Origin of the sequence: Streptomyces avidinii (assembly GCF_045161815.1) — a bacterium.
GTDB lineage: Bacteria > Actinomycetota > Actinomycetes > Streptomycetales > Streptomycetaceae > Streptomyces > Streptomyces avidinii.
Window position 1 is genome coordinate 7,852,512 of the sequence record NZ_CP108863.1, and the last position, 26,562, is coordinate 7,879,073.

At 74.7% G+C, this 26,562-nt stretch carries 24 protein-coding genes and 1 pseudogene; 12 read left to right on the forward strand and 13 right to left on the reverse strand.

Annotation, left to right across the window (positions count from 1 at the left end; translation table 11 throughout):
- Positions 1 to 38 precede the first annotated feature (38 nt).
- Positions 39 to 470, reverse strand: a complete 432-nt coding sequence (locus OG373_RS35460; RefSeq protein WP_405442712.1) for a hypothetical protein — start codon at positions 468 to 470, stop codon at positions 39 to 41.
- A gap of 191 nt (positions 471 to 661) precedes the next feature.
- On the opposite strand from OG373_RS35460, the gene OG373_RS35465 reads away from it, so the two are divergent.
- Together OG373_RS35465 and OG373_RS35470 are read left to right on the forward strand one after the other, a co-directional pair.
- The gene (locus OG373_RS35465; RefSeq protein WP_405442713.1) at positions 662 to 1,942 is read left to right on the forward strand and encodes an MFS transporter; all 1,281 of its coding nucleotides are present in this window, start codon (positions 662 to 664) and stop codon (positions 1,940 to 1,942) included.
- A gap of 255 nt (positions 1,943 to 2,197) precedes the next feature.
- Positions 2,198 to 2,929: a peptidoglycan-binding protein gene (locus OG373_RS35470; RefSeq protein ID WP_405442714.1), complete on the forward strand. Its 732-nt coding sequence runs from the start codon at positions 2,198 to 2,200 to the stop codon at positions 2,927 to 2,929.
- Between the two features lie 52 nt (positions 2,930 to 2,981).
- Here OG373_RS35470 and OG373_RS35475 read toward each other — a convergent pair whose 3' ends face one another.
- Together OG373_RS35475 and OG373_RS35480 are read right to left on the reverse strand one after the other, a co-directional pair.
- Complete coding sequence (locus tag OG373_RS35475) at positions 2,982 to 3,785, reverse strand: hypothetical protein (protein WP_405442716.1); 804 nt, start codon at positions 3,783 to 3,785, stop codon at positions 2,982 to 2,984.
- A gap of 105 nt (positions 3,786 to 3,890) precedes the next feature.
- Positions 3,891 to 4,634, reverse strand: a complete 744-nt coding sequence (locus tag OG373_RS35480; RefSeq protein WP_405442717.1) for an SDR family oxidoreductase — start codon at positions 4,632 to 4,634, stop codon at positions 3,891 to 3,893.
- 179 nt (positions 4,635 to 4,813) lie between these two features.
- Here OG373_RS35480 and OG373_RS35485 point away from each other — a divergent pair, with 179 nt between their 5' ends.
- Positions 4,814 to 5,890 carry an RNA ligase (ATP) gene (locus OG373_RS35485; RefSeq protein ID WP_405442718.1) on the forward strand — a complete coding sequence of 359 codons (1,077 nt, stop codon included), beginning with the start codon at positions 4,814 to 4,816 and terminating at the stop codon, positions 5,888 to 5,890.
- Between the two features lie 187 nt (positions 5,891 to 6,077).
- On the forward strand, positions 6,078 to 7,004 hold the full coding sequence (locus OG373_RS35490) for an NADP-dependent oxidoreductase (protein WP_405444317.1): 927 nt from the start codon (positions 6,078 to 6,080) through the stop codon (positions 7,002 to 7,004).
- 18 nt (positions 7,005 to 7,022) lie between these two features.
- On the opposite strand, the gene OG373_RS35495 is transcribed toward OG373_RS35490, so the two are convergent.
- The 6 genes and pseudogenes from OG373_RS35495 to OG373_RS35520 form a co-directional block, all read right to left on the reverse strand.
- Positions 7,023 to 9,935: a poly(A) polymerase gene (locus OG373_RS35495; protein WP_405442720.1), complete on the reverse strand. Its 2,913-nt coding sequence runs from the start codon at positions 9,933 to 9,935 to the stop codon at positions 7,023 to 7,025.
- Positions 9,935 to 11,767 (reverse strand): RNA ligase family protein, encoded by a 1,833-nt coding sequence (locus OG373_RS35500; protein WP_405442722.1) that lies wholly within the window; start codon positions 11,765 to 11,767, stop codon positions 9,935 to 9,937. Before OG373_RS35500 ends, OG373_RS35495 begins: the two co-directional genes overlap by 1 nt.
- Before the next feature lie 150 nt (positions 11,768 to 11,917).
- A complete protein-coding gene (locus OG373_RS35505; protein WP_405442723.1) occupies positions 11,918 to 12,583 on the reverse strand; it encodes an NAD(P)-dependent oxidoreductase in 666 nt (221 codons plus the stop codon).
- Between the two features lie 160 nt (positions 12,584 to 12,743).
- A complete protein-coding gene (locus OG373_RS35510; protein ID WP_405442725.1) occupies positions 12,744 to 14,246 on the reverse strand; it encodes a hypothetical protein in 1,503 nt (500 codons plus the stop codon).
- A 60-nt stretch (positions 14,247 to 14,306) separates the two neighbouring features.
- On the reverse strand, positions 14,307 to 14,774 hold the full coding sequence (locus OG373_RS35515; RefSeq protein WP_405442727.1) for a hypothetical protein: 468 nt from the start codon (positions 14,772 to 14,774) through the stop codon (positions 14,307 to 14,309).
- Positions 14,775 to 15,054: 280 nt separating this feature from the next.
- A pseudogene (locus OG373_RS35520) lies at positions 15,055 to 15,279 on the reverse strand (IS701 family transposase); the annotation flags it as partial.
- Between the two features lie 224 nt (positions 15,280 to 15,503).
- Here OG373_RS35520 and OG373_RS35525 point away from each other — a divergent pair.
- On the forward strand, positions 15,504 to 15,908 hold the full coding sequence (locus OG373_RS35525) for a type II toxin-antitoxin system PemK/MazF family toxin (RefSeq protein ID WP_405442729.1): 405 nt from the start codon (positions 15,504 to 15,506) through the stop codon (positions 15,906 to 15,908).
- 126 nt (positions 15,909 to 16,034) lie between these two features.
- Here OG373_RS35525 and OG373_RS35530 read toward each other — a convergent pair whose 3' ends face one another.
- Both OG373_RS35530 and OG373_RS35535 read right to left on the reverse strand, forming a co-directional pair.
- Entirely contained in the window at positions 16,035 to 17,249 is a 1,215-nt protein-coding gene (locus OG373_RS35530) for a DUF418 domain-containing protein (RefSeq protein WP_405442730.1), read from the reverse strand.
- Positions 17,246 to 18,316: a hypothetical protein gene (locus OG373_RS35535; RefSeq protein ID WP_405442732.1), complete on the reverse strand. Its 1,071-nt coding sequence runs from the start codon at positions 18,314 to 18,316 to the stop codon at positions 17,246 to 17,248. Before OG373_RS35535 ends, OG373_RS35530 begins: the two co-directional genes overlap by 4 nt.
- A gap of 320 nt (positions 18,317 to 18,636) precedes the next feature.
- On the opposite strand from OG373_RS35535, the gene OG373_RS35540 reads away from it, so the two are divergent.
- From OG373_RS35540 to OG373_RS35565, 6 genes are all read left to right on the forward strand, one after another.
- Entirely contained in the window at positions 18,637 to 19,665 is a 1,029-nt protein-coding gene (locus tag OG373_RS35540; protein ID WP_405442733.1) for an NUDIX domain-containing protein, read from the forward strand.
- Between the two features lie 76 nt (positions 19,666 to 19,741).
- Positions 19,742 to 20,245 (forward strand): SRPBCC domain-containing protein, encoded by a 504-nt coding sequence (locus tag OG373_RS35545; protein WP_405442735.1) that lies wholly within the window; start codon positions 19,742 to 19,744, stop codon positions 20,243 to 20,245.
- A 150-nt stretch (positions 20,246 to 20,395) separates the two neighbouring features.
- A complete protein-coding gene (locus OG373_RS35550) occupies positions 20,396 to 21,130 on the forward strand; it encodes an SDR family oxidoreductase (RefSeq protein ID WP_405442737.1) in 735 nt (244 codons plus the stop codon).
- 5 nt (positions 21,131 to 21,135) lie between these two features.
- A complete protein-coding gene (locus OG373_RS35555; protein ID WP_405442738.1) occupies positions 21,136 to 21,783 on the forward strand; it encodes a GNAT family N-acetyltransferase in 648 nt (215 codons plus the stop codon).
- 160 nt (positions 21,784 to 21,943) lie between these two features.
- A complete protein-coding gene (locus OG373_RS35560; RefSeq protein ID WP_405442740.1) occupies positions 21,944 to 22,420 on the forward strand; it encodes a hypothetical protein in 477 nt (158 codons plus the stop codon).
- A gap of 476 nt (positions 22,421 to 22,896) precedes the next feature.
- On the forward strand, positions 22,897 to 23,778 hold the full coding sequence (locus tag OG373_RS35565; RefSeq protein ID WP_405442742.1) for a hypothetical protein: 882 nt from the start codon (positions 22,897 to 22,899) through the stop codon (positions 23,776 to 23,778).
- Between the two features lie 78 nt (positions 23,779 to 23,856).
- Here OG373_RS35565 and OG373_RS35570 read toward each other — a convergent pair whose 3' ends face one another.
- Positions 23,857 to 25,335: a DEAD/DEAH box helicase gene (locus tag OG373_RS35570; RefSeq protein ID WP_405442744.1), complete on the reverse strand. Its 1,479-nt coding sequence runs from the start codon at positions 25,333 to 25,335 to the stop codon at positions 23,857 to 23,859.
- A 61-nt stretch (positions 25,336 to 25,396) separates the two neighbouring features.
- A complete protein-coding gene (locus tag OG373_RS35575) occupies positions 25,397 to 25,891 on the reverse strand; it encodes a MarR family winged helix-turn-helix transcriptional regulator (RefSeq protein WP_405442745.1) in 495 nt (164 codons plus the stop codon).
- Between the two features lie 106 nt (positions 25,892 to 25,997).
- Between OG373_RS35575 and OG373_RS35580 the strand changes: the two genes are divergently transcribed.
- Complete coding sequence (locus OG373_RS35580) at positions 25,998 to 26,366, forward strand: HGxxPAAW family protein (protein ID WP_405442746.1); 369 nt, start codon at positions 25,998 to 26,000, stop codon at positions 26,364 to 26,366.
- Positions 26,367 to 26,562: the final 196 nt, after the last annotated feature.

Here is a 26,562-nt window from a genome sequence, read left to right on the forward strand (position 1 = left end):
GAGAGGGTCAAGCGTCGCACCCGGTCCGGACCCGGAGGTCAGCGGCCGTACTGCCGCAGACACAGGTCGACGATGGACGGCGGCACCGTGCCCTCCGCGGCCGCGCACATCTGGTCCATGCGGGGCGGCGGGGCCGGCCGCCGCCGCGGGTGGGCCGTCGCCGGACCCGGCACCCGCCCCCGCCGGGGAGACGGCGCCGCCTTCGCGGGGGCACGCCCGCGCGAGCGCTCCGGCTCCGGATCCGGCCCGGTGGCCGACTTCGGGTCCGGGGCCGCGTCCGGACCGGGCGTGGCGGCCGGGGGCAGCGGCCCCAGCGGCAGGGCGGGCGGCGTCGGGGCATCGGGCGCCCCGACGGGCGGTCCGGACCCCCGTACGGGCGACGAGGCCGTGTCCTGCGGTCCTACGGAGATACAGCCGGTGCTGGCGAGGAGCACGACGAGGGAGAGGGGCACGGCCCGACGTAACTGCATCCGACCACCTTGCCGTACGGCGGAGCCGGCCCGGTCCCGCTCTCATGCCTGCGGGTGACACCGGCCGGGCGGGAATGTCCGGCGGCGTATGGGAAATTGGAACAGCAGTACGGGCGAAGGGGGAGGCGCGACCCCCGGCTCCCCGTGCCGTGGTGTCCTGCCCGCCGATCGCCCGTACGGAGAACCGATCCATGACCTCAGCCGCCGCGTCCGGCAGCAACCCCGCGCCGTCCCCCGAGTCCGGTCCGCCCGGGATGTCCGGGGATCCGCAGTCCATGGTCCGTCCGGTTGCCGGACCGGCACCCGGGAGCGGCGGCGCTCCGTGGAAGGGCTGGGCGGCCGTGTGCGCCGTCTCGCTCGGCATCTTCTGCCTGATCACCTCCGAACTGCTGCCCGTCGGGCTGCTCACCCCCGTCGGGGCCGACCTCGGTGTGTCCGACGGGACCGCCGGTCTGATGGTCAGCGCGCCCGGGGTGGTCGCCGGGCTCTGCGCGCCGCTGGTCACCGTGGGCGCCGGCCGGCTCGACCGGCGACGCGTGCTGTGCGTGCTCATCGCCCTGATGGTGGCCGCCAACCTCGTCGCCGCCGTCGCCCCGGACTTCGCCGTCGTCCTGGCGGCCCGCCTGCTCGTCGGAATCAGCGTCGGCGGGTTCTGGGCCATCGCCGGCGGACTCGCCGTGCGCCTGGTGCCCGAGCGCCACGTCGGCCGGGCCACGGCGCTCGTCTTCGGCGGTGTCCCCACCGCCTCCGTGCTCGGCGTACCCGCCACAACCCTGCTCGGCGAGGGCGTCGGCTGGCGCACCGCCTTCGCGGCGGTCGGCGCCCTCGGCCTGGTCACGCTGACCGCCCTGCTCCTGCTGCTGCCCGCACTGCCGCCGACCCGCCACGTCACCTTCCCCGAACTCCCCGCCCTGCTCCGCGGGAACCGCGCCGTGCGGGCCGGGGTCGTCGTCACCTTCCTGGTGGTGACCGGGCAGTTCGCCGCCTACACCTTCGTGCGGCCGATCCTGCAGGACGTCTCCGGCATCGACGCCGAACACGTCAGCACCCTGCTGCTCGGTTACGGCGTCGCGGGGGTCGCGGGGAACTTCCTGGCCGGCGCGCGCGATCCGTACCGGACCCTGCTCGTGGTCAGTACCTCCCTCACCGTGATCCTCGCGCTGATCGCCGTGCTTCCGGGACCGGCCGCCGGGACCGCTCTGCTGCTGGCCTGGGGGCTCGTGTACGGCGGGGTCTCGGTGAGCGTGCAGGGGTGGATGATCAAGGCGGCCCCGGACGCGCCCGAGGCCGCTTCCTCGCTGATGGTGGCCATGTTCAACCTGGCCATAGCGGCGGGCGCGCTGTGCGGCGGCCTCGCCGTCGACGGCATCTCGGCTCCCGCCGCCCCGCTCGGCGGGGCCGCCCTGATGCTCGTGGCCGCCGGCACCGTCTGGGCCACGGCGATCCGCCGCAGGCCCACCACGCTCACCTGACCGACAGATCGGATGGACGGGAGCGGATCGGACATCCGGCTTGACCTGGACCCTGCCGGAGGGCAAGAGTGCGCCGATCAAGGATCGCTGCTGAGCCGCACTTCGGAGATGCACCAGATGTCCATATCCACGCCCGGCGCCCTCGCCGCCGGCGCGGCCCCGGCTCCCGCCGCCCGGCGGCGCGGAGCCTGACCGACCGGGTGGGGGCCGGCACCGCACCGCCGCGCCGGCCCCCGTCCCCGCCGGGAGACCACCATGCCCCAGGACCCTGATGAGAGCCGGCTCGTCCCCGACGACCACCTGCTCGTACGCCCGTACGTCGCCCCCTCCGGTCGGCCGCCCCGGCCGACGGACCCCGCGTCCGCCCCCGCCTGGCCGCAGACCGGACCCCTCGCCTTCCCCGGCCCTGCGCGCGTCCCGGCCCCCGGAGCCGCCGCCCCGGTTCCCGTTCGCGCCTCCGTTCCCCCTCCCGCTCCCGTGCGTGCTGCCGCCCGGAGCCGTCTCCCGTTCGCCGTGATCACCCTGCTGGCACTCGGCGCCGTAGGGACCCTGGTGCTCCTGCTGAGCGGACCCGACCCGCGTCCGCCCCGGGCCGGGGCGCCCGCCGAGCTGTCCGTTCCGGTGCTCCCGGCGCGCAGCCCGGACTCCGGCGCCGATACCGGGACACCCGCGCCGACCGCGTCCGTACGGTCCGCCGCGCCCTCGTCCTCCCCCTCGCCCACGACCACCGGCCGCGCCCCGGAACCGTCGTCCGCGCCCAGCGCCTCGGCCGCGGGCCCGTCCGGAACGCTGCGGATGGGGGACAGCGGCCCCGAGGTGCGTGCCCTGCAGGAGCTGCTGCACGGCCAGGGGTTCACGTACGTCTCCGTCACCGGGGTCTTCGACAACCAGACCAAGCGCGGCGTCAGCCAGCTGCAGCGGGACCGCTCCATCAAGGGCGACCCGAACGGCGTCTACGGCCCGGCCACCCGGGCGGCCGTGCAGTGACCACGGCCCGGCGCTGTCGGCCATCACCCGCGCCGGTGCCGAGGGCCGTGCGTCAGAAGGGCGGGTCCTCGCTGTAGCCGCCGCCGGTCGCCCGGTCGTTCTGCCGAGAAGCGCGTGCGGCTCTGAGGACGGCGTACCGCTCGTGGGCCGCGATGTCGGCCTCGCTCTCCAGGTCGGTGGTGTCGTGACCCCATGCCTTCAGAGCGTCCAGGACGCGGTCCCGGTGGTAGCGGTCGGTGCTGGTGGCCAGCAGCCGGTGGGCGTGACCGGCCAGGTCGCTCCGGTGCGTGACGAGAGCGGGGTGTTCGACCAGGGGGATGGCGGCGACGAGCGCTGCGTTCCGTACCTCCGGGTCGTCGTGACCGAGGAAGGCACGGACAGCGGTGAAGATCGCCGGGCGCAGTTCCCGGAACGCGCGCATCCCCCCGTCGGGAGAGCCGTCGCCGCACGAGTCCTCGTCGGCGGCGACGCACGCGTCGTCGGCGTCACGGGCCGTCCTGCCGAGCCAGTCGAGCACCGCCACGAGGGTGGGGCGGCCCATCGACGGGGCGTCGTCGTGGCGGGAGCCGTCCACGGCGAGGGCCGGATGCTCGAGGATCGCCGCCGCGTACAGCGCCACGGGCATCGTGGCCTCGTAGATGCTGTTCTGATGGGTCACTTTGCCCAGCGCGTCCTTGACCGCGGCCTCCCTGACGAGCGGGTCGGGGTCGATGAGACGTGCCAGAGCCGTCGGCAGGGATTCGCCCGTGCCGCACGGGGTGGCGAGCGATGCCCAGTCCGTGCCCTGCAGGAGCGTCTGATGGTGAGGCAGCTCGGCGGAGTACGGGTCCATGGCCCGGCTGCTGCGGTACGTCACACACGGAGGCTATCGTCTCGTCGATCCGGCACGGCCGCCGGTGTGCCGCATCCCGGAGGGGGACCCGACGGCCGTTCGGGAGCGGCCCCGGTCGCCCTCCTGGGATCAGCGGCCGCCGGAGATCCGTAGCACGGTGCCCGTCGTGTACGAGGCGTCCGGGGAGAGGAGCCAGGCGATCGCCCCGGCGATCTCCTGCGGCCGGCCGGGCCGCCCGAGGGGGATCGAGGCGGCGAGGCGGGCCGGCCGGTCGGGGTCGCCCATCGCCGCGTGCATGTCCGTCTCGATGGTGCCCGGGGCCACGGCGTTGACCCGGATCCCGTCCGGGCCGAGTTCCTTGGCGAGACCCACGGTCAGCGCGTCGGTGGCGGCCTTGGTCGCCGCGTAGTGCACGTACTCCCCGGGGCTGCCGAGGGTGGCGGCCGCGGAGGAGACGTTCACGATCGCGCCGCCCCCGCCCTCCGCCATGTCCCGGGCGGCCCGGCGGCAGCACAGCAGGTATCCGAGGAGGTTGACCTCCAGGACCCGCCGCAGATCCTCGGTCCGGGCATCGGCGAGCCGGCCCAGCGGGCCGGTCACCCCGGCGTTGTTGACCAGCCCGGTCACCCGGCCGAGTTCGGCGCCGGCGATGTCGAAGAGCCGCTCGACGGCGCACTCCTGAGAGACGTCACCCCGTACGGTCACACAGCGGGCCCCGGTGGCCCGCACCTGCGCGGCCACCGCCTCGGCCGCCGTCGCGTCGCGGGTGTAACCCAGCGCCAGGTCATGTCCGTCGGCGGCCAGCCGCAGACAGGCCGCCGCACCGATACCCCTGCTGCCGCCGGTGACGACGGTGACGGGACGAGGTGACATGGGAGCCTCCTGGGTGACGCGGGAGCGGGGTGGGGCGGGCGGCGAGGGGTGGGGCGGGCAGGCTAACACCGTGATATTCGCTGGACCAGCGGAAATGGCGGGAAGGAGAGTGGTCGTCAGCGACGCGCCGCACCACTGCGCGTCGTCGTCACGTCCCTGACCGATGCTGGAGCCGCACCATGTCGACCCTGCGAGTCACCGCCGAAGAGCTGACCGTCCACGAGCACCCGAACGCCGACGCGCTGGAACTGGCCCAGGTGGGCCTGTACCGCGCGGTGATCGCCAAGGGTGCCTACCGCACGGGCGAGTTCGCGGTCTACATACCCGAACAAGCCGTCCTGCCGGCCGATCTGATCGAGGAGCTCGGCCTCACCGGGCGCCTCGCCGGCAGCTCCGCCGACCGGGTCAAGGCGGTCCGGCTGCGGGGCGAACTCTCGCAAGGACTCGTGTGCAGGCCGCGCGCGCTCGCCGACGTCGACCTGGCCCGGGCCGCCAAGGAGGAAACGGACTTCGCGGAGCTGCTCGGCATCACCAAGTGGGCGCCGCCCATCCCCACGACCATGAACGGCGACGTCGAAGCCGCCGCCGACCTGCTGCCGTGGGTCGACATCGAGAACCTCCAGCGCTACCCGCACATCTTCGAGCCCGGTGAGCCCGTCGTCCTGACCGAGAAACTGCACGGCACCGCCTGCCTGTTCACGTACGTCGCCGAGGGCGAGCGCTCCTTCGTCTCCTCCAAGGGATTCGGCTCGAAGGGGCTGGCGCTCAAGGAGGACGAGCGCAACGTCTACTGGCGGGCCGTGAGGGGCCACGCCGTACCGGCCGTCGCCGCGGCCCTGGCCGAGCGCCTCGGCGCGAGCCGGGTCGGGATCTTCGGCGAGGTGTACGGCAAGGGCGTCCAGGACCTCTCGTACGGGACCGACGTGCGCACCGCCGACGCGCCGCCCGGATACGCCGTCTTCGACGTCTCCGCCGAGATCGACGGTCAGGTGCGCTGGCTGGACCCGGCCGCCGTCCTGACGGACGGTGAGCTCCCGCTGGTACCACGGCTGTACGAGGGCCCGTACGACCTCGACACGGTCCTGGAGCTGGCGAGCGGCCGCGAGACGGTCTCCGGGAAGGCCGTGCACCTGCGCGAGGGCGTGGTCATCCGGCTGTCGGCCGAGCGGTACAGCCCGGTCACAGGCGGCCGCGCCATCGCCAAGGCGGTCAGCCCGGCGTACCTGACCCGCAAGGGCGGCACCGAGTACGAGTGACCGCCGCACCGCACGGTCTCGCGCGCTCTCGTGCGCTGTCACGTGGTGCCACGCCACGCCGCGCCACGCCCGCCCCGCCTCGTGGGGCGGGCGCTTCGTGCATGGTGGGATGGGCCGGGGGCGGGTTCCACCAGCACTCGGAGAGGTCGGGCACATGTCCCAGTCGGGCGGCAGCAGCCAGGAAACCATGCGGGCGATGGCGTACGAGACGTACGGCGGGACGGAGGTGCTCTCCGAGACCCGGCTGCCGATGCCCAAGGTCGGACCCGGCGAGGTCCTCGTCAGGGTCAGGTGCGCCGCCGTCAACCCCGTCGACTGGAAGATCATGGCGGGCGGGCTCGACCCCCTCATGGACGTCCTCTACCCGGTGGTGCCCGGCTGGGACGTGTCCGGCACCGTCGAGCGGGTCGGCATCGACACCCCCGAATACGCCGAGGGCGACGAGGTCATCGCGTACGCCCGCAAGGACTACGTGCACGGCGGGACCTTCGCCGAGTTCGTCACCGTGCCCGTTCGCGCCCTCGCGCACAAGCCGGCCTCCCTCGACTGGGCCGAGGCCGCCGGGCTCCCGCTCGCCGGACTCACCGCCTACCAGCTGCTCACCCGCCTCGGCACCGGCAAGGACGACACCGTCCTCATCCACGGTGCGGCGGGCGGCGTCGGCTCCTTCGGCGTGCAGATCGCCCGCGCCCTCGGAGCCCGGGTCATCGGCACCGCATCCCCGCGCAACCACGACCGGGTGCGCGAACTCGGCGCCGAACCCATCGAGTACGGGGAGGGACTGGCCGAGCGCGTCCGCGCCCTCGTGCCCGACGGCCCCACGGTCGTCGCGGACTTCGTCGGTGGCGTCGGCGCCATCACCCGGCAGGTGCTCCACGACGACGGCCGGCACGCCTCCATCGCCGACCCCAGCGTCCTCGGGGCGGGCGGCGAGTGGATGTGGGTCCGCCCGGTCGGCAGCGATCTGGCCGAACTGGGCCGGCTCGCCGACAGCGGACAGCTGAAGGTCCCGGTCGCCCGGACCTTCCCGCTGAGCGAGCTGGCGGCCGCCTTCGAACTGAGCCAGGGCGGGCACACCGCAGGAAAGATCATCATCGAGGTCGGGCCCGCGTGACGCACGCGCCCTGACGCGTCACACCAAATCCGGAACCTCACCGCCGGCCGCCCAGGACACCTCGACCCCCGGCAGGCCCGACCGCCAGGGGCCGGCCAGGGCGGCCAGACGCGCCGCGTCCGGCGGGGCGGCGCCGAGCCCGATCGCGTAGCGGGCCAGGGCCGGGCCGGACGCGAACGGGCGGGGCCAGGCGTGCACGTCCGTCACCCCGGCCTCCTCCAGCGCACCGAGCAGCGCCCGCAGCCGACCGCGCATCCGGCCCAGCGTCTCCTCGAACTCCCCCTCGGTGGCCGTCCTTACGGTCACCACCGCCCAGGCGGCGTGCCGCCGGTGCAGCGGCGGAGGCTCCGGGGCCGGGCGGCCGTCCGCCGGGCCCGACTCCAGCAGCTCCCAGGCCGCGTACAACTCCTGGACCAGCAGGTCGCGCAGGCCCGGCCCCACCTGGGCGGTGCAACTGCGCACCGGGTCCGAGGGGGTGAGGACCGTGATCGCGGCCGGTCCGTCGCCCGCCGTGCCCGGGGCAGGCGCCGCCACGGGCGCCACCGGTGCCAGGGACACCGGCTCCCGCCAGTCCCAGGCCGCCCACCTGCCGAAGAACTCGCGCAGCAGGGCATCGGGCGACAGCGCCCCGGCCTCCTGCACCGTACGCGCCGCGAGGACCGCCCAGGCCAGCCCGGGCAGCCCGCCGAACGGCGCCGAGTCCAGGCCCCGGGCCCGCGCCCACGCCTTCACCCGCCGCGCCAGCCCGGCGAACGCGGCCTCCCGCTCCCGGCCCACCATGTCCCGTACGGCATCGGCGTCGCCGACCGCGCTCAGCGCCAGCGCGGCCGCCTCACCCAGCTCCGCCCGCCGTGCCACCGCCTGCGCCGGATCCAGCCCGCCGGTGGCCACCGCCACCAGATCCACCGACAGGGCGCCGACGCGGAACCGCAGTCCCGGCACCCGCGCCCCCTTCACCTCGCGCAGCCGCACCGCCTCGGGCAGCGCCGCCGCCACGCGGTCCCGTACGAGGGAGACATCGGCCGGGCCCGGCAGGGCCGCCACCAGGTCCAGGTCGGACTCCGGGAGCGCGCAGCCCATGCGGCGGGACCCGGCCAGGTGCACCTGAGCGTCGCCGAGGGCGGCCCCGATACGAGCGGTGACCGACGCGGCGGCCTCCTCCCGGATCGCAGGCGGGGGTGTAGCCGCGGGTGCGGGTGCGGGTGCGTCCCGGTCCGGTGTCTGCGGCTCCCAGTGGATCTCGCCCGTCCCCAGCGCCACCGTCGCCCGGACCCGCATCGGCCCGTCCCCGCGCCGCGAGAGCACGGCCAGCTCCCCGAACCGCGCGGTCACCGGGCCGCCGAGCCGCGCCGCGCAGGCGGCGACCACCCGCTGCGGGTCCCGGCTGCGCCCCAGCGTCAGATGCGGGGTGTAGCCGTCGCGTTCACCCGTACGCCCCCGGCAGCCCGGGAAGCGTTCCGCCAGAGCGCCCCGGAGCTCCTGCCACGGCGCCTCACCGGCCGCCGCCGGGTCCAGCCACACGGTGGCGTCCTCGCGGTGCCCGAAGCTGTGCACCCCCTCCAGCCGGGCGGCGAACGGCCCGGTCCCGGTGGCCGCCTGCGCCACCAGCGGCAGGGCCTCGGCGAAGGAGGACTCCGGCACGAAGCCGAAGAGCAGGTTCACGTGGGCGGGCCAGCGCCCGGCCTGCGGGTCGTGCTCGCGGCGCAGCTCCTCCACGGCCTCCGGCAGGCGCGGCGGCAGCCATGCCACGGCCGTCCGGGCCGTCGCCGGTACGTCGAGCCGCGCGGGCCCGTCGTCCCGCCCGCCGAACTCCACCGTCGCCTCCACCCCGAAGTGGTCGGAGACGAACAGCCCGTCGGACGCCGCTGCCGGCGCGTCACCGCGCAGCGCGGCCCCGGTCACCCGCGCCGTCGCCGACCGCAGCAGGATCCGGTCCAGCCGGGCCGCCCGCCCCGACAGCGAGGCCACCGCGGCCAGCGGATTGGCCACCGGGTCGAAGGTCGGCGTATCGTCCGCCGGCCCGTGCACATCGCTCCAGGCGTCCCGCATACCGAGTGCGGTCGCGGGGCCCTCGGCCCCCTGGCGCCAGTCGTTGAAGTCGCCGAGCAGTGCCACGGCGGCTTCGACCCCGCCCAGGCCCTCCGCGAGCCGGGCCAGTTCGGCCTCCCGCCGGCCGGCCCCGTCCCGGCTGTGGTCGCTGGAAAGATGGGTCGCGGCGACGACCAGCGGCCCGGCCGCGGTGTCCACGGTCACCGCGGTGACCCCCTTGTGCGGGCGGAGCAGGTGCATGCCCGCCTCCCGCACCGGCAGCCGGCTCAGCAGCAGCAGCCCGCACTCGTCGACGTCCCGGCCGTCCGGATCCGTACCGAGGGTGTACCCGGCCCGTACCCACGGCTCCGCCAGGAGCATGCGGAGCAGCGCCGGTTCGGTCTCCTGCAGTGCGATGACGTCGGCGTCGGCGGCGGCGAGATCGGCCAGCAGCAGCGGCCTGCGCCGGGCGGTGGCGATGCGCGGGGCGTCGTACCGGTCCCAGAGCGTGTTCCAGGTCAGCAGCCGCACCGTGGTCGCGGCGGCCGCCGCCGCGCCCGCGGGCACCGGCTCGGCGGGCCGCCAGGCACCGCCGTCCGCGGGGTCCCACGCGTACGGGGTCCGCGCGGTGAAGAACGGGGCCCGCAGCAGCCGCGGATCACGGACCCGGCCCGCCGCGGAGGCATCGATGCGGTCCACGCCCGTGGCCCGGTCCCACACCAGCTCTCCGTCGGCCTCGACGAACAGCACCCGGTGCCAGGGGATGTCGCCGCCGGGCACGAAGGAGGGCAGCGGGACCCGCTTCGGCGCGGCGCCGCGCTGGAGCAGTCCGAGCACGAACCGCGCCGGATCGAACCGGGCGTCCCAGCGGACCTGGTGGTAGAGCTCCTCGCTGGTACGCATCAGTTCCGCCCCCGTCCCTTGTCCGTGAATCCGTCAGTGGGTCCGCCCGCGGCTCGGGCCGTGGGTCCGGCCGCGAGGCCCCCCGCCGTGTCCTCGACGTGCCCGGCCGCACCGATGTACCAGGTACGGTGCGCCTGACCGGCGTGCGGCGGGCTGAACCGGTGCAGTTGCGAGGCCAGCACCGGCGCCGGCACCGGATGCGGGCGCACGCCGTTGCGCCGGACCAGCTCCGCCTCCTCCACCAGCACCACGGCATGGGTGACCAGCGCGTCGCGGCGCCGCGCGACCGAGCCGGCCAGGCCGCGCTGCTGGTCGGTGAGCGAGGTGGCGTCCCACACCACCGTTCCGCCGCGGGCGAGCGCCGCGTCGAGGCGGTCCAGTCCCTCGCTCAGCACCTCGGCGTTGGACCGCTGGTCGGCACGGGAACCCCGGGCCTCGCGCAGCTCGTCAAGACTGATGTACGTGTCCACGCCGGGCAGTCCGCGGCCAAAGGTGCTCTTGCCGCTGCCCGAGGGCCCGCACATCTGCACCAGCCGGGGAAACGTTCCCTCACGCCACTGCCACGTCGCCGCCACCGCCTCCTCCACCGCGGGTCCGGAGATCCTGCCCTGCCCGAGCGCGCGCCGGGCCTCCGCCCAGCAGCGGTCGGCCGCGTCCGTCTCCAGCCCGGCGAGAGCCCCGCGCAGTTCGGCCCGCAGGGGCTCCAGGGGATCGGGGCCCAGCAGCCCCGCCTCCTCGGCGCACAGCGCGGACCATTCCACGCACTCCCGGGCCTCCGGCCCGTCCGCCAGTGACCCGGCGAGCGCGTGCAGCACCCCGAGATCGGCCGCCGCGGCCATCCGGACCAGCCCGGCCCGCCGGTCGGCGTCGGGGAACGGCCGCTGCAGGTACGGATACAGGCCCACCAGGTCGGCGACCCGCCGCGCGAGCCCCATCCCGACCGGGCCCGCCGCGAGCCGCGCCGCGGTCCGCGGCCGCGGCCGGCGGTGCAGCAGGGCGGCCAGGACACCGGCCAGCCGGTCCTCCCCGGTCCGGCCGGACGCATCGATCCGGGCCGCGACCTCGGAGACCTGCTCGGCGACCTGCTCGGCGACCTCCTCCGCGGCCGAAAGCGGCGCGGCGGCCCCGGGGTCCTCGGTGTCATCCGCCCCGACGGCGGCGGACAGCCCCGCCGCATCGGCCTCCGCCCCCGAGCGCACCGCCCACAACGGGGCCGCGGGACCCAGCCCGTTCGGCACGACCTGCGCGAACATCCAGTGCGTACCCGTCTGTACGTGGCCGCCCCGCACCCACTTGGCCACGGACCGCGCGAACTCCTCGCGCGTGAAGCCGTCCGCCGTCCGTACGACGTACCCCTCCTGCCGCGCCGTGTCGAGCCTCAGCCTGCGCAGCGCGCGCTCGTCGAAGGTGCCGCGCCACAGTACGCGCGGGGTGGGCACCCCGAGGCCCCGCAGGAACCGTACGGTCCGGTCCCAGTCCAGGCAGTGCTCCCCGTCCCACACCGAGAACCCGTAGAACCAGCTGTCCAGCTCCTCGTACGGGATCGAGTGCCGGGCGTACATGTTCTCGCCGCACACCCGCCAACCGGCCGGGATCCCGGCGCCGATCCGGCCCTGGAGGCCCTTGACCCACGCCCGTGAGGGGTGGTGCGCGGAGTCGAGCGACCGCGCGTGCAGGCCGTCCGCGTACAGGGTGGTGTTCTCCCCGTCGAGCTTTTCGGTCACCACGACCTCGCGCCCGGCCAGCCCCGCCAGTCCGACGGCCCGGACGTCGTCCGCCGCCGCCCCGGGCGACCAGGGCAGGTGCGGTGTACGGGGGTAGTGGATGCGCATGATCCGCTCCTGCTCGACGTCGGGTGCCTCGTCACTTTAGGTAACCCGACCGGACGCATCCACCCAATAACGCCCCGAACGACGTCACGACGATTGCGAACGGCTTCCGGACCGGCTTCCGGCACGCCTCCCGAACGCCCTCCCCGCCGCTCAGTGGGCGACGGTGAACCGCCGGCCCGCGTGCGCGTCCCGCTCGATCTCGTCGACCAGGGCGACCGCGAAGTCCTCCGTCGAGATCCGGCTGCGGCCCTCCTCGTCGACGACCAGGCCGTCGAGCCCCAGCCGGTACGTGCCCGTGCGCTCGCCCGGCGCGATCTGCGCGGCCGGACTCAGGCACGTCCAGCGCACCTCCTCCACCGGCACGGTCCGCAGGAAGTCCAGGGCGTCCCCGTGGGCGTGCATCAGCGCCAGGACGGGGGCCGGAACACCCGCCTCGTCCCAGACCAGGGGGCCGCCGGGGGTACGCAGTGAGCCCGCCCCGCCGACGACGACCACCCGCGGGGCGGGAGCGTCCGTGCCGAGCGACCGCACCCCGCCGATCAGCGATCTCGCGGCCGTCACCAGGGCGGCGGGGTCCCCGGAGCCGGGACCGAAGGCGCTGACCACCACCTCGTGCCCGGCGGCCGCCTCGGCCACCGACGCCGGGTCGAGGACATCACCGCGCACCACCGCCGCGGTCCCGCCCGCAGAGTCCGGGTCCGGGAACCTCGCCGGATCGCGGACGACCGCCGTCACCTCGTGGCCGCGCCGGAGCGCTTCGTGCAGCACCCGGGTTCCGATGGTGCCGGTCGCGCCGAAGAGGGCGATCTTCGTCATGGCGACTCCCTGGAGGTGGAGGGATGTACGGGGCTCCGGTCGGGCCCCGCCCGAACCATCCAAGCGAACCTGCCCGCCGCTCCCCGGGAAGCCGGGCCGGGCCCGGGGCCGGTCGGATGATCCGGGCCCGTGTCGGCGGCCGTACGCGCCCCCGGCGTCCTCAGCCCCGGACGGGGACCGCGGCCGCCAGCTGACCGGCCGCCGCGAAGTGCAGCCGCTCCAGCCGGGCCGCGTACGGCCAGCCGGCCGCCCGGTAGAAGCACAGGTCGCTCGGGATCGGCACCGCCCGCAGGTCGGCGGCGTGCGTCCCGTCCGGCAGTTCGGTGGCCGCCGCGAGCAGCGGGTCCGCCGAGCCGGCCCACTCACCGACCGGGGCGGGCCGCGGCCAGGGCTCCCCGGTGTTGGGGAACAGCCACCGAGTGTCCCGCGCCATCCGCGCGGCGAAGTCCGGGCCCGCCGCGGCCCGCCGGGCCAGCCGGGCCAGGGTCAGCAGCAGGTCCGCCAGCGATTCGGCGAGCAGGGCCAACTCCGGGTACTCCCGCAGCTTCTCGCCGTCGGCGGGCACGGAGACGACGTACCCCCACTGCCCCGTCGCCGGGTCGATACGGATCTGCGCGAGGGCGTGGCTGCGGCCGTACCCGATCCGGGCCAGCGGCCAGTACGCGCCGTCCCCGCCCAGCATGCGGTGCAGTTCCGGGTCCACCGCGTGCTCGGGCGCCCCGGGCAGCAGCCGGAGCGCCGGCAGTCCCGCGATGGCCACCCCGCCGATCTCCCGGAGCACGGCCCGCGCCTCCTCCGGTACCGGCACGGCCCAGCCGTCCATGACGGAGTCGGCGCAACCCGCCTCGAGGACGACGAGGCCGGGGAACTCGGCCGCCAGTGCACGCAGTTCGGCCACCGCGCGGCGGGCGGCGTCGGCCGGCACCCGGTGGCGGCGCACCGCCCGGCCGAGGAAGTCCCCGCTGACCACGCTGCGCAGCAGCAGGGCCCGCCCGTCCCCGACGATCTGGAACTGGACCTCGCTGCTCCCGGTGTCGGCCGTGTTGTGGAAGGTGGAGAAGTACGGCTCCCAGTCCACGGCGCACGGATAGCCCGGCAGGCCGTGGAGGTCGACGAGATCGGTCAGCGAGTCGCCGCGGCCGACGAGCGCGGAGAGTTCGTCGTCGCCACCCGGGGCGAGCGCCGCCCGTTCGGCCAGTTCGACGGTGGCGGTGGCCGGCACGGAGAACCGTCCCCGCGGCCGGTCCGGCACCCCGTCGGCGAGCCGCTCGGCGAACCCGGTCAGCCAGGCGGTGAAGTCCGGGGCCTCGACGGTGACGTCCGGGTCCGCTCCCCACGGGTTGACGGCCACGACGGGCCCCCACCGGGCGCCGCCGACCCCGACGATCAGTGAGCCCTCGCCGAAGTCCGTTTCCCCCAGGGTCCAGCAGCCGTCCATGAACCTCTCCCGGCCGCGCGGCCCGAAGCGGTACTCGTGGTCCTCGGTCTCCAGCCCGCCGATCTCCCGCAGGACGACCCGGACCTCCTCCGGCACCGCGACGGCCCAGCCGTCCAACTCCGCGTCCGTGAAGCCCTCGAAGAGCTCCAGCTCGTCCGGCCGCTCCTGCGCCAGCTCCCTCAGCGCCCGCACGGCTTGCGCCGCCTGCGGCCCCGCGTCGTACATGTACGTGGCTCCCCGTCTCGTCCGCTCTGCGGCTCCGAGGGTATCCCCGGGGTGACCCGTTCAGCGGCAGAGGGCGACGATCGCCGGGGACACGGTGCCCTCGGCCGCCTCGCACAGGGCGGCCATGTCGAACGAACGCTGCGGCGCGGGCCTCGGCGCGACCGCGGCCGGTGGTCGCTTGCGGGGCTTGGCCGGGGCCGCGGGCTTCACCCGTTTCGCGGGCCGGCGGGGTCGCGGAGGCTTCGCCTCGACCCGGCGCGGCCGCTCCGGCCGCTCGGCCGCGGCCGGTACCGACGCGGGTACGGGTACGGGCACGGGCACGGGCGCAGCCGTCGGCGCCGCCGGCGCGGCCGACTCCGGCAGCAGACCCAACGGCAGTGCCAGGGGCGTCGGTTGCCGCGCCTGCGTACGGTCCGCCACGGGCGCCGGCCGCGGTGCGTCCGGCGGAGAGGCCGGACGCACCGTCACACACCCGGTGGCCATCACGAGTGAGGCAAGGGTCAGGGGCAGGGCCCGGCACAGCTGCATCCGCCCACCCTGCCGCACCGGCGCCGCGCGAGCCGAACCGGTCACACAGATGGGTGACCAGTGCTGTGACCGGAAAGGTCCGCCGGGTCGCGACGCCCGGCACGGCACCTCGCCGCGGTCTCGGACCACGGAAGTACGTCCAGTACGGCCCGCGGCCCTCCGCCTTGCGATGCTTTCCCTTAGGCCCTGCGGGCCTGGGGAGACCCCATGCACCGGACGCCGCGACCCGGCAAACCTTTTCCGGTCACAGCACCAGTACTCCAGCCGTAGATCGTGATCTTCATGCCTGAGTGGCTTGTTGACGGTAGTGGCCGGCCTGGGATCGGGCCTGGTGGCGGCGCCGCCAGTCGGACCGACCGAGCCGGTGGGCGGCATCGTGGACGGGTCGGACAACGAGTGTGATGAACAGGCGCTGGATCTCGTTGCAGGTGAGTGGAATGAGGGCATCGGGTGCGGGGCGGGTGTGCTCGTCTGCGCGGACGACGGCGAGCAGTCCGAGCACCAACTTCCGCACCCGGAAACGGGGTTCGACCCGTGTGAACCGTCCCGCTATCCGGCTCATCAAGCCCTCGAACGCCTCCTGCCAGCGGGCAGGGTCTACGCTGTGACCTGCGGCCACCGCGTGATCGTTTGTCTTCACACACCGATGATCAACGGGTGGCCGCACCGGTCTCCACAGCGCGTCGGGGTCGCACAGCGTCCGCCCGCCGTCCTGTGTCAGGAGGACATGTGCAACGTGGCGAAGTCTGGTGGGTGGAGTTCGACGAGCGGCGGCCGGTCGTGCTGCTGTCGGGAGACGACGCGTCCGGGATCCGGGTGATGCAGGTCGTCGCTCGGGCGGGTGTCGACATCACCGGTCTGGGCGTCGAAGTGGCAGTAGGCGCCGTGGAAGGACTGCCCTTTGAAGGCGTGCTTCGGTTCGCGTTCCCGCGTCCGGGCTTTACCCCTTGCACGTGGCTGACCACCGTGTCCCGGGACGACCTGATCGAGCGGGCGGGCGCCCTGTCCTCCGCGAAACTCAGCGCGATTGAGAACGCCCTCCGTCTCGGTGAGCAGGCGAAGGAGTGGACCCCGGCGACGACCGCGAGGCTCAGCGAGATAAGGAACGCGCTCCGTCTCGGTGGACTCGGGTAGGCGGAGAAGGAAACGGACGCCCGCGACGGCGTGGTCGGTCTCGTCCAGATGATCGACGCTGCCAGCTGCCTCCTCGGCGCCCCTCACGATCGAGATCACGAACTACGGCTGGAGTACTAGGCGCCCTCAGGCGCGGATCCGCCCCTGCGAAGCCAGCCTGAGCACGTGTTCCACCGGCCCGCGGCGCAGCGGGCTGTCGGCCCAGATCCGCTGCCAGGCCCAGGTCAGCGCAAGTGCCGTGCAGCTGAAGCCGATCCAGGCGGACCAGGACGCGGCGCCGTGCGCCGGACCGGCCAGCACCAGCGCGTGGACGACGTACGCGCTCAGCGCCATCGCCCCGAGCACCGTGAGCGGCCGCAGCAGGCGGGCGCCCGTCCCGTACCGCGCGGCGAGCGCGCACAGGCCGATGAGGGCGCAGCCCACACCCGCGTTGCCCAGGGTCTCCAGCGGGGTCTGGCTGTAGGGGTCGGCCACCAGCAGCCAGTCCCAGGAGGTGCTGGGCACGGCGCCGTACTGACCTTGCAGCACCTCGCGTACGGGATCGGCCGCGGCCATGGCCTCCGGGTGGTGGACGGCGATCGCCTCCAGCAGCCGCTGCCGGGCGCCGAACACATGGCTAGCCAGCCAGGCGGAGCCGTACCCGGCGAGGGCGGCCGCCGTGCCCCACACCGCCATCCGCAGGGCCACCGCCCGTTCCCGCACGTCGCACAGCCGGGCGAGGGCCATCCCGGCCAGCACGTACGGGAAGTAGGTGGCCAGCGGGTACGCCCCGGTGAGCAGCAGTTCCAGCACCACCGCGCCCAGCCCCGGCCGGCTCGTCAGATCGGCGGCCTCGGGGACCAGGCCGCGCCCGGAGGCCTCGTACCCGAACACCGGGCCCAGCAGGAACGACAGCAGCGGGCCCGCCACCACCGAGACACCCGCCACGGCGGTGAGCACCGGGGTCGACAGCCGGGTGAAGGGCTCGGCCGCCAGGAAGTACACGGCGAAGAAGGCCAGGATGACCAGGATCCCGGGCCACAACGAGGCCAGCCACAGGCCGAGTACGGCCAGCAGCGTGCAGCGGATCAGCAGCGGACGCCAGCGGTCCGCCCAGCCCTCGGGCTGTTGCGACGGGTCCTTCCCCCGCTGGGCCAGGACCAGCGAGAAGCCGGCGAGCAGGGTGAAGAGGGCCGGGGCGCGCCCGTCGGCCGCGACGAGGAGGTAACCGGCGCCCTCGGGCTCCGGGCCGGGGCCTACGTGCACGGCGAACATGCCGAGAACGGCCAGGCCGCGTACGGCATCGACCCCGGCGAGCCGGCCGTACCCGCCGGCCGGGGCCGCCGTGGCGCCGCCCGTCACGCGCCGCACGTCACATGATCGCGCGGCGTGTAACGGGTCTTCATCGTCTCCCGTTTGACTTCCTTGCCCAGCAGCGGCAGCACCGCTGCGCCCAGGGTCTGTTCGGTGACCTGCCGGCCCGCCCTGCCCTCCTCGGCGACCGTGACCCGGCCCGCGGCGTCGAGGCGCAGCCGTGCCTCGGTGGGGCCCGGGATGGCCTGGCGCAGCGGGCCGGAGAGGGCCGGGTCGGTGAGCAGGGCTTTGGCGTCGAGGCGCGGGGTGAGGCGGCCCGCGCCGTCGTCCCCCAGGCTGAGGTGCTTGGAGAGGAGGGTGGGGGTGAGGGATATGTTCCGCCCGGCGACCGCGAGGGTGACGGGGGCGGACATGGCCGGTTCGGCGAACTCCTTCAGGGCCCGGTCGGTCTCCTGCTGCCCCACCTTCGGCTCGGTCCGCCGAACGGGCAGGGGGAGGGGGTCCGTTCCGGTGCGCGGGTATCCGTCGCGCAGGGTGACCAGCGAGCCGTCCACGTCGAGGGCGATCCCCGTGACCGGCGCGACCGCCCTGGCCCTGCCCTTCTCGAAGGCGACGGAACCCTCCTCGGCCTCGACCCCGGTCTTCTTCCCCAGGCCTTCCAGCGTGCCCCGGGCGGTCTTCTCGTCGTGGCGGACCACCGGGGCGAGCCCGGGATCGCCGGAGGCGAAGAGCCGGCCGATCACGGTGAGCGGGCCGGAGCCGGTGCGCGCGGCCCGGTCGGCGGTGGCGGCACTGTCCACGGACAGGCCGAGCGCCCCCGGATCGACCTGCTCGGTGCGCTCGCCGATCCGCAGCGCGACCGGGGCCGCGGCGGCCGGGCCGAGTTCCCGGTCCAGGGTCCGCCGGGCCTCGTCCCGGCTCATCCCGCCTATGGAGACGCCGCGCACCTTCGTGCCCTCGGGGACGTCCTCGCCGGCCAGGAGCAGCCCGGCGGCGTACAGCCCGCCGAAGCCGACCGCCGCGGCGCCCGCGGCCGCGCCGGCGATCCCCTTCGCGGTCCACCTCCTTCCGGGGTCCGCCGGGGTACCGGTGCCCGTGGGGGAGGCGCGTCGCATGTGTGGGTCTCTCCTAGGTGCGGTCGCGTGCGGTGCGGTGCGTGCGGTGGCGTGCGGTGGCGTGCTGTGCGTGCGTGGCGGGTGGGGGCGTACGTGAGCTGCGGGGACGTGTGGGACTGGTGTGAAAGTGGTCGGACCGGCGGTTTTCATGCCGCCAGTCCGCATCCGGAACGTACCAGGGAGTACATAACCAAGTAATAAGGAGGTATAGGGGTGGCAAAGCGGTGGGGTGTCGGTCCGGGCGGGCACGGCGCCGTAACCCTGGGGCCGCGCCCGCTGTTGCACAGACCGGCGGGTCCACCCACGGTGAACGGAGTCCGATGCCGCAGCTGACCGACCAGGGCGCGATCGACGAGCACGAGCGGGACCGGCCGGGGACCTGGATGACCCCGGCGGAGTACGGGGCCTCGCGGGCCGCCGTGTGGACCGCGGCCGTCGTCCTCGTCACCGACGCCCGCGGCCGGATCCTCGTCCAGAGCGTCGACTACCGCGCCGACCGGCTGCTCCCCGGCGGGGCCGTGGACGCCGGCGAGGCGCCGTCCGCGGCGGCCGCGCGCGAGCTGCGCGAGGAACTCGGCGTCGACGGCCGCTACCCGCGCGGCCTCGTCGTGGACTGGATCCCCGCCGACACCCCCGGCTTCCCGCCCGAGATGCGCTTCCCCGGCGAGATCCTGCACGTCTACGACGGCGGTACCTGGACCCCCGACCGGATCGCGGCCGTCCGCCTCCCGGCCCAGGAGATCACCGGCATCCAGTTCGCCGAACCGGCCGACCTGCCCGCCCTCATGGACCCGGGCGACGCCCGCCGCGCACTGGCCGCCCTGCGCGCCCGCATCAACGGCTGCGGCACCGCCCTGCTGGAGGACGGCCACCCCATCGCCCCCACCGCCCTCGACCGGCTCGGTGTCCTGCGCACGCGGCGGATCCCGCAGCACGAGGCCTGGCACCCGGGACCGGTCCCGGAGCGGCTGCCCGTACGGGACCTGAGGTCCTGGCTGTTCGCCCCCGACGGCCGGGTCCTGCTCCTGGTCTCCCGGGCCACCGGAGCCGCCCACCTGCCGCCCCCGACGGCCGCCTCCACCGACGCCGCCGGCCCGCTCGGCTACCGGCACGTCGAGCGGGGCGCCCACGCCCGCTCCGCCGCCCGCCTCACCGCCCTGCCCCCGGCCGCCGACCCGGAGTACGCCCGCCTGCTGGCCACCCCCGAACAGGTCCGCGAGCTCAGCGACTGGGGCCCGGCGGGCCACGGCGAACTCGATGCGGTCCACACGGCCCGCACCCGCCTCGGCCTCCCCACCGCCACCCGCACCCCACCCACGGAGCTCCCCGAGGAGGGCGCCCGCTGGTGAGGTGCCGGACGTCCCCGGCCACCGCCATGATCGGGAAATCCGGCGTCCGCGGTCCGCGGTCCCGCAGCATGGGCCCATGAGCGACAGTGCGATCACCTACACCCTGTACATCCAGGCCGACCCCGACCGGGTCTGGCAGGCCCTCACCGAGCCCGCCTTCACCCGCCGGTACTGGGGCCTGAGCTTCGAGACCGACTGGGCCGTGGGCTCGCGGATGGACTGGGTCGAGCGGGGAGCCCGTACCAGCGACCCCGAGCAGCTGGTCCTCGACTGCATCCCCGACCGCCTGCTCTCCTACACCTGGCACACCTTCACCCCGCAGTGGGCGGCCTCGGTCGGGATCGGCGAGGAGCTGCGGGCCGAACTGGCCAAGGAGCGCCGCACGAAGGTCACGTACGAGATCGAGCCCGTCGGTGAAACCCTCGCCCGGCTGACCATCCTGCACGAGGGCTTCGAGCCCGGCGGCACCCTGATCGGCATGTGCGGGCGGGCCTGGCCGATGCTCGCGTCGAGCCTCAAGACCCTGCTGGAGACCGGGGCTCCGCTGCCCGAGGCGGAGCCCGGGCCGGGCGAGGCCTGACCCGTGGCGCGGAGAGCCGGTACGCAACCCCCGGCGCCCCCTGACGGCCCGGCTCTCCGTGCTTCCCCGGCTGGGCCGCCGTGCCCCAACCGCCGCGCCCCGCACCGCACCTGAGATCATGTGTATACACCACGAATCGGGAGCGCAGACATGACACTCGAGCACCACCGCGTCGTCATCACCGCCGCCGGCCGCGACTTCGGGCGTACCCTCGCCCTGCGCTTCGCGAGCAGGGGCGCCGAGGTCCACCTCTCCGCCCGCACCCTCGAGGCCGCCGAACGCGTCCGCGAGGAGATCCTCGCCCAGGGACACGACGCCGACCGCGTCCACGCCTATGCCTGCGACCTCACCGATCCCGCCTCCGTACGGGAGTTCGCCGCGGCGGTCGCCGCCCGTACCGACCGCATCGACGTACTCGTCAACAACGGCTCCCGCTACCAGCACGGCACCGACCTGCTGTCCGCCTCCGACGAGGACGTGGCCGACACCCTCGCCTCCGGCGCCACCGGCACCGTCCTGGCCACCAAGGCCTTCCTCCCCCTGCTCCTGAAGTCGGCCGGCCCGGACATCGTCACCATGGTCTCCGGCTGCGGGGAGACCGGCCACCACCGGTCCGACGCGCACGCGGCTTTCTACGCCGCCAAGAGCGCCCAGGCCGGATTCACCGAGATCCTCTCCCGCAGGCTCCGTGACCAGGGCGTCCGCGTCATCTCCCTCTACCCGCCGGACTTCGACAACCACGACCCGCTGTCGGAGTCCTGGGAGGGCGCCCCGCGCACCGCGAAGGACCCGCTCACCGCCCAGTCGCTGGTGGACTGCATCTTCTTCGCGATCGGGCAGCCCCGCGACTGCTTCATCAAGTCCTTCCACTTCGAGCAGGTCTGACAGTCGTGGGGCAGACGCTGACGGAGATCCTCGACGCCGCGGCCGCCGGTCGGTTCCCGCCGCCCGACGGGGGCACCACCGTGGTCCCCCAGGAACAGCGGCGGGACGCGGGTGTCATCGCCTTCACCGCGCACTCCGTGGTGTTCACCGACGAGGACCCGGACTGGGTGCACGCCACCCTCGCCGCCCTCGACTGCGACGCGCTCGCCGCCACCATGAACCCCCGGTTCCTGGCCGCGCTGCTCGACCGCACGGCACGCGGCACCGACACGATCGACCTGCTCACCGTCGCCGGCCCGCTGCCCGGCGACCCCGCGCTGAAGCTCGTGGAGACGACCGACCCCGACCATCCCCGCGTACGCCGGGCCCTGCGCCGCCGTGACGACATACGGGTCTGGTCGGCGGACGGCGGGGTCCTCGTCCTCGGCCGCGGCGTCGCGGGCCGCTGGGAGGCGGCGATCGAGGTGGACGAGGACGTCCGCCACCGCGGGCTCGGCCGGGAACTGGCCCGCGCGGCCCGCCACCTCGTCCCGGGCGGGCAGCCGGTCTGGTCCCAGCAGGCCACCGGCAACGCGCGCAGCATCCGCGCCTTCCAGGCCGCGGGCTACCGGCCGGTCGGAGCGGAGGCCCTGATGCTGGCTCCGGCCCGCTGAGCACGTCTGACGGCACCCTGACCACCGGCCGCCGACGGCCGTCGTGTGGAATGGGTGCCATGGCGAGAGGAACCAACCAGCAGCGACCCGCCACGGGCATACCGGCGCGGGTACCGGTCGGGCCTGCCCGCGAGGGCGCCGTGCGCGACGGAGCGGCCCGATGAACGGCCCCGACGACGACACGCCCCCCGAGCACTGGCGCTACGCCCGCCACCTGGAGGCGCTCGCCGTGGCGCCGGACCGCGGCGCCGAGGCCGAGGTGGAGGTGGTCGCCGCCGTGCTGCGCGATCCCGACCGGGTGATGGCCGAAAGTGCGGTGGTCACGCACCTCGACCGGCGCGCCGTACAGCTGCTCGCCGACGAGGAGTTCCCCGCCTGGGCCGGGGACATGGCCGCCGCCCTCGCCGGGCGGCCCTTCCCCGAGCGCCGACTGCGGGAGTGGAGCCTGCTCATGGCCGTCACCCGCGACGACCCCTGGTCCGCCGAGGAGCTCACCGCCGCCTCCGACTGGTGCCAGCGCACCGCCGTCCGGCTGCTGACCTCGTACGAGGCGCTGAGCCTGCTCGCCACGGCCGCCCGTACCCGCCGCGTCCGCAACGCGGCCGCGGACCGCCTGCGCCGCCGCACCGCGGTCTGACCGTCACGGCGAGGAGCCGTCACCTACGACCGGTCACAACGCCCCGCAACGGAAGGCCAGTTGTGGCACGGCCCGTGATTTCCGCGCTTCCCGTCCGGAAGGCCGGAGGCGAATGGCGTCGTGGGTTCTACTTCCTCACCCGGTCGGACCGAACGGCGAATCCTTCGGCCGTTCATCGCGCGTCGGCGGCCCCGGGTCCCGGACGGGGGGCCGGTGTCGGACGGCCGGCCGGGGCGGACGGATGCGACGAGCTCCGCGAAGTCCGCGCGCGGACAGCGGGGATCGCACGGCTTCAGCCGGACCTGCTTCCGGCGGTGCGCCCACCGGATCTCGAAGGCGCAGACGTCGGATGGTCGTCCACTCCGCGTCCGTCACCGCGCAGCCCTCGTGCCGCCCGCGCCGGAGCACGGTGAACCAGGGGCGGTGTGACGGAAATTGCGTGTCGGCACAGGTGTTCGCGGACGTAGCCTCGGGGCGTGCTCCAACTCGTCCTTGCCGTATCCGTGGTCGTCGTGGCCGTCGCCGTGTACGGGGGCCTCGGCCTCCGGTGGTGGTGGCGGGCGCGGCTGCGGCGCGGAATCCTCGCGCGGGTCGCCGCGCTGGACCTGGAGCCGTACCACGCCGCAGCGTTGAAGCAGGAGAAGACCGAGGCCGCGGCCGCCGGGCTGATGCTCGGCGGGTACCTCGACATCGACGGGGAAGGGGCCGCGCGGCTGACCGAGGCCGGTCGTGAAGCCGGCCGGCCCCCCGTCGAAGCGGTGCCCGCCGCCCTGTTGGAGGCTGTGCGCCGGCACGATCCGGAGCCGGTGTCGCTCGGGTGGATCGACTGGTACGACGAGGACTACCAGGCGCGGTGCTTCGCGTACCGCAGTGAACGGGACGCCCGGCTGCCGGCGATACCGCGCATGCCGGACTGGGACGGACGCCAGCCGTGGGCCTGCTGCGGCTGTGTCGGTTTCGTCCTGCTGGTGTGTTTCTGGCTCATCGTTGCCGAGATGCTCGTGATCGCGCCCCCGCACGGCCTCCGGGAATGGGCCGCCGCCGCAGTGGCCGCGGCCGGCCTGGCGGCGCTGTGGTTCGCCCCGGCGGGCGGCCGGGCGGTCCGCGCGCGTACGGAGTGCGGGGACGCGCTGGGGGACCGGCTCCGGGCCGAGACGCATCCGGCGCTGGACGAGCGACAGCGGCTGCACGTCCTGACGAGCGCCGGTGACCACGACCGGTGGCGCGGCGTCGACCGGTTCGTCCCCGACGAGGATGACCAGGACGACGACGAGGACGACGAGGACGAATGGTGGGGGTGGGTGGACGCCTACCACTACCGGGCCGCCGACCACGAGGACGACCCGGACGGCCCCTAGGCCGCCCCTTCCGGAACCTGCCGGGCCCCCGCCCCGCCCCGGCACCGCACGTCGCCGCGTCGTCGGGCCAGGGACGACCTAGACGCCCCGGCGGACCCGGGCCGCGCGCCGGGCCTCGGCCTGCTGGCGCGCCTCGATCGTCTTGCGGGACTCCTTGCCCCTGCCCGGGCGGGTGCCCATGCCGCGGAACGCGAGGTCGGACCCCGAGGGCTTCCCCTTGGCGTCGGTCGGCGCGGAGCCCGCCAGCGGCACCCCGGTGGGGGCCTTCGCGCCGGTGATGCGGCTGAGCGCCGCCTCGCCGGACCGCACCTGTGTGATCGTCGGCCGGATCCGGGCGTCGGAGAGCAGACGGACCATGTCCCGGCGCTGGTTCGGGGTGACGAGGGTGACGACCCGGCCGGACTCGCCGGCCCGGGCCGTGCGGCCGCCGCGGTGCAGGTAGTCCTTGTGGTCGGCGGGCGGGTCCACGTTGACCACGAGGTCGAGGTCGTCGATGTGGATGCCGCGCGCCGCGACGTTCGTCGCGACCAGGACGGTCACCGCCCCGCTCTTGAACTGCGCCAGGGTCCGGGTCCGCTGCGGCTGCGACTTTCCACTGTGCAGCCCCTCCGCCCGTACGCCCATCGCCCGCAGGTGCTTCACGAACTGGTCGACCCCGTGCTTGGTGTCGAGGAACATCAGCACCCGGTTGTCGCGGGCCGCGATCTCGGTCGCCGCCGAGATCTTGTCGGCCGCGTGGATGTGCAGCACGTGGTGGTCCATCGTGGCCACCGCGCCCGCCTGCGGGTCGACGGAGTGCGAGACCGGGTCCTTCAAATACTTCCGGACGAGCTGGTCCACGTTGCGGTCCAGGGTTGCCGAGAACAGCATCCGCTGCCCCGCGTGGTGCACCTGGTCCAGGATCTCGGTGACCTGTGGCATGAAGCCCATGTCGCACATCTGGTCGGCCTCGTCGAGCACGGTGATCCGCACGCGCTCCAGGTGTACGTCCCGGCGCCCGACCAGGTCGCTGAGCCGCCCGGGGGTGGCCACCACGACCTCGGCGCCGGTGCGCAGGGAGCTCACCTGGCGGCCGATGGACAGCCCGCCCACCACGGTGGCCATCCGCAGCTTCAGCGCCGCGGCGTACGGTTCCAGCGCCTCGGTCACCTGCTGTGCCAGCTCGCGCGTCGGTACGAGGACCAGCGCGAGCGGGCGCTTCGGGTCCGCCTGCTGCCCGGCCGTGCGGGCCAGCAGTGCCAGACCGAAGGCGAGGGTCTTGCCGGAGCCGGTCCGCCCGCGGCCGAGGACGTCCCGGCCGGCCAGCGCGTTCGGGAGCGTCGCGGCCTGGATCGGGAACGGCTCCGTGACGCCCAGCGAGGCCATGGTCTCCGCCAGCTCAAGGGGGAGGTCGAGCTCGGCGAAGGACGCCACCGGCGCCAGCGCCGGCTCCTTCGGCGCGTGCATCGTGAACTCACCCTGCGGGCCGAGGGTCCGGGGAGCCTTGGCGGGGGTCCGCGTACCGCCCTTGGCACCGCCCTTCACACCGAAGCGCCCATGAGCTGACGGGTTCCTCATGCAGAACCTTTCGAAGCAGGAAGAAAAGAAGATGGTCAACCGCCCATGGTACCAGCGGGGGCTAACCCTCCCCGGCGGTCAGTTCCCCGGACCGCACCAGCGCGCAGTGGGCGCGGATCTCGACCGCCGCGCGGCCGAACCAGTCGGCGATCACGGCGATCTCGTCGGGGGTGTAGTCGGCGAAGAGGGTGGCCAGCCGGTCGTACATCGGCTGGTACACGGCGACCACGCGCGCCGCGGCAGTGGGGTCGGCGACCACCCGGACCCGGCGCCGGTCGGCGGGGTCGGGGACGCGGCGCGCGTACCCGGCGCGCTCGAGGCGGTTGAGGACGCCGGTGACGGCTCCGGTGGTGAGGTCCAGCAGTCCGGCGAGGTCGCCGGCGGCGAGCGGGGTCTCCCCGGCGCCCAGGATGTGGCCCAGGCAGGTCAGGTCGGTGACGTTGAGCCCGAGCAGCTGCGCCACCTCCTGCTGGCCGACGATGCCCAGGGCGACGTACTGGTCCATGCGGGAAATGGCCTCGCCGGCCGTCGCCGGGGGGCGGGTCTTGCCCTGCACCCAGATACTCCTTAGGGTCTAAGTTACTTAGTCAGTGAGATGCTTACCTCGTGTAATAAGCATCCTGCTTCCGAGCCTACTGCCGTAGGTCCGACCAGGGAGAACCATGAGCGCGCACGGCCACGTAGACCTCGGCCACACGGTGGCCGGCTGGACCGGTACCACCCTGGCCCTACTGGGCTTCGCGGGGGCGGGCACCGCCGTGTGTACGGCCTGGACCCCCGGGATCTGGATCGGCCTCGGCGTGGTCGCCGTGGCCGGGGTCGTGACCTGGCTGCTCCACCTCGCCGGGTGGGGCAAGCCGAGCGGACCCCGGCCGGAGGCCGACTGGGACTGGCGCAAGCGGGACGCGGCGGCCCGTACGGGGCACGCGGACTGCTTCGGCTGTCGCGCCGGCGGACCCCGGCGAGCTGTCGAGGCGGCCTCCCGGCCCCGGTCCGCCGCCTCGCTGCCCGTTGCCGACAGCGGCGCGTGACCCTGCGGGCGAGCCCCCGGAGTGCTCCCGGGAGTGCTCTCGGAGGGCGCCGCTCCCTCTTTTCATGGACAAGGCGGTCAGAAGTTCGAATGCGCGCCGCGCCCCGGTTGGCCGCGTTCGGCGTGTGCTCCGGGAGACCCTTGGGCAGGATCGAGACGGCCGCGTGTGCGGCCCGCAGTGGAACGTTGTGAAGGAT

What these genes read in the sequence shown, in the direction of transcription:
- OG373_RS35490 (WP_405444317.1), top strand. Translation starts at nt 6,078, where the DNA reads ATGCGGGCGATGGCGTACGAGACGTACGGCGGGACGGAGGTGCTCTCC.
- OG373_RS35505 (WP_405442723.1), bottom strand. Translation starts at nt 12,583, where the DNA reads ATGACGAAGATCGCCCTCTTCGGCGCGACCGGCACCATCGGAACCCGG.
- OG373_RS35460 (WP_405442712.1), bottom strand. Translation starts at nt 470, where the DNA reads ATGCAGTTACGTCGGGCCGTGCCCCTCTCCCTCGTCGTGCTCCTCGCC.
- OG373_RS35535 (WP_405442732.1), bottom strand. Translation starts at nt 18,316, where the DNA reads ATGCGACGCGCCTCCCCCACGGGCACCGGTACCCCGGCGGACCCCGGA.
- OG373_RS35495 (WP_405442720.1), bottom strand. Translation starts at nt 9,935, where the DNA reads ATGCGTACCAGCGAGGAGCTCTACCACCAGGTCCGCTGGGACGCCCGG.
- OG373_RS35560 (WP_405442740.1), top strand. Translation starts at nt 21,944, where the DNA reads ATGAACGGCCCCGACGACGACACGCCCCCCGAGCACTGGCGCTACGCC.
- OG373_RS35580 (WP_405442746.1), top strand. Translation starts at nt 25,998, where the DNA reads ATGAGCGCGCACGGCCACGTAGACCTCGGCCACACGGTGGCCGGCTGG.
- OG373_RS35500 (WP_405442722.1), bottom strand. Translation starts at nt 11,767, where the DNA reads ATGCGCATCCACTACCCCCGTACACCGCACCTGCCCTGGTCGCCCGGG.
- OG373_RS35485 (WP_405442718.1), top strand. Translation starts at nt 4,814, where the DNA reads ATGTCGACCCTGCGAGTCACCGCCGAAGAGCTGACCGTCCACGAGCAC.
- OG373_RS35510 (WP_405442725.1), bottom strand. Translation starts at nt 14,246, where the DNA reads ATGTACGACGCGGGGCCGCAGGCGGCGCAAGCCGTGCGGGCGCTGAGG.
- OG373_RS35470 (WP_405442714.1), top strand. Translation starts at nt 2,198, where the DNA reads ATGCCCCAGGACCCTGATGAGAGCCGGCTCGTCCCCGACGACCACCTG.
- OG373_RS35540 (WP_405442733.1), top strand. Translation starts at nt 18,637, where the DNA reads ATGCCGCAGCTGACCGACCAGGGCGCGATCGACGAGCACGAGCGGGAC.
- OG373_RS35465 (WP_405442713.1), top strand. Translation starts at nt 662, where the DNA reads ATGACCTCAGCCGCCGCGTCCGGCAGCAACCCCGCGCCGTCCCCCGAG.
- OG373_RS35570 (WP_405442744.1), bottom strand. Translation starts at nt 25,335, where the DNA reads ATGAGGAACCCGTCAGCTCATGGGCGCTTCGGTGTGAAGGGCGGTGCC.
- OG373_RS35480 (WP_405442717.1), bottom strand. Translation starts at nt 4,634, where the DNA reads ATGTCACCTCGTCCCGTCACCGTCGTCACCGGCGGCAGCAGGGGTATC.
- OG373_RS35545 (WP_405442735.1), top strand. Translation starts at nt 19,742, where the DNA reads ATGAGCGACAGTGCGATCACCTACACCCTGTACATCCAGGCCGACCCC.
- OG373_RS35515 (WP_405442727.1), bottom strand. Translation starts at nt 14,774, where the DNA reads ATGCAGCTGTGCCGGGCCCTGCCCCTGACCCTTGCCTCACTCGTGATG.
- OG373_RS35550 (WP_405442737.1), top strand. Translation starts at nt 20,396, where the DNA reads ATGACACTCGAGCACCACCGCGTCGTCATCACCGCCGCCGGCCGCGAC.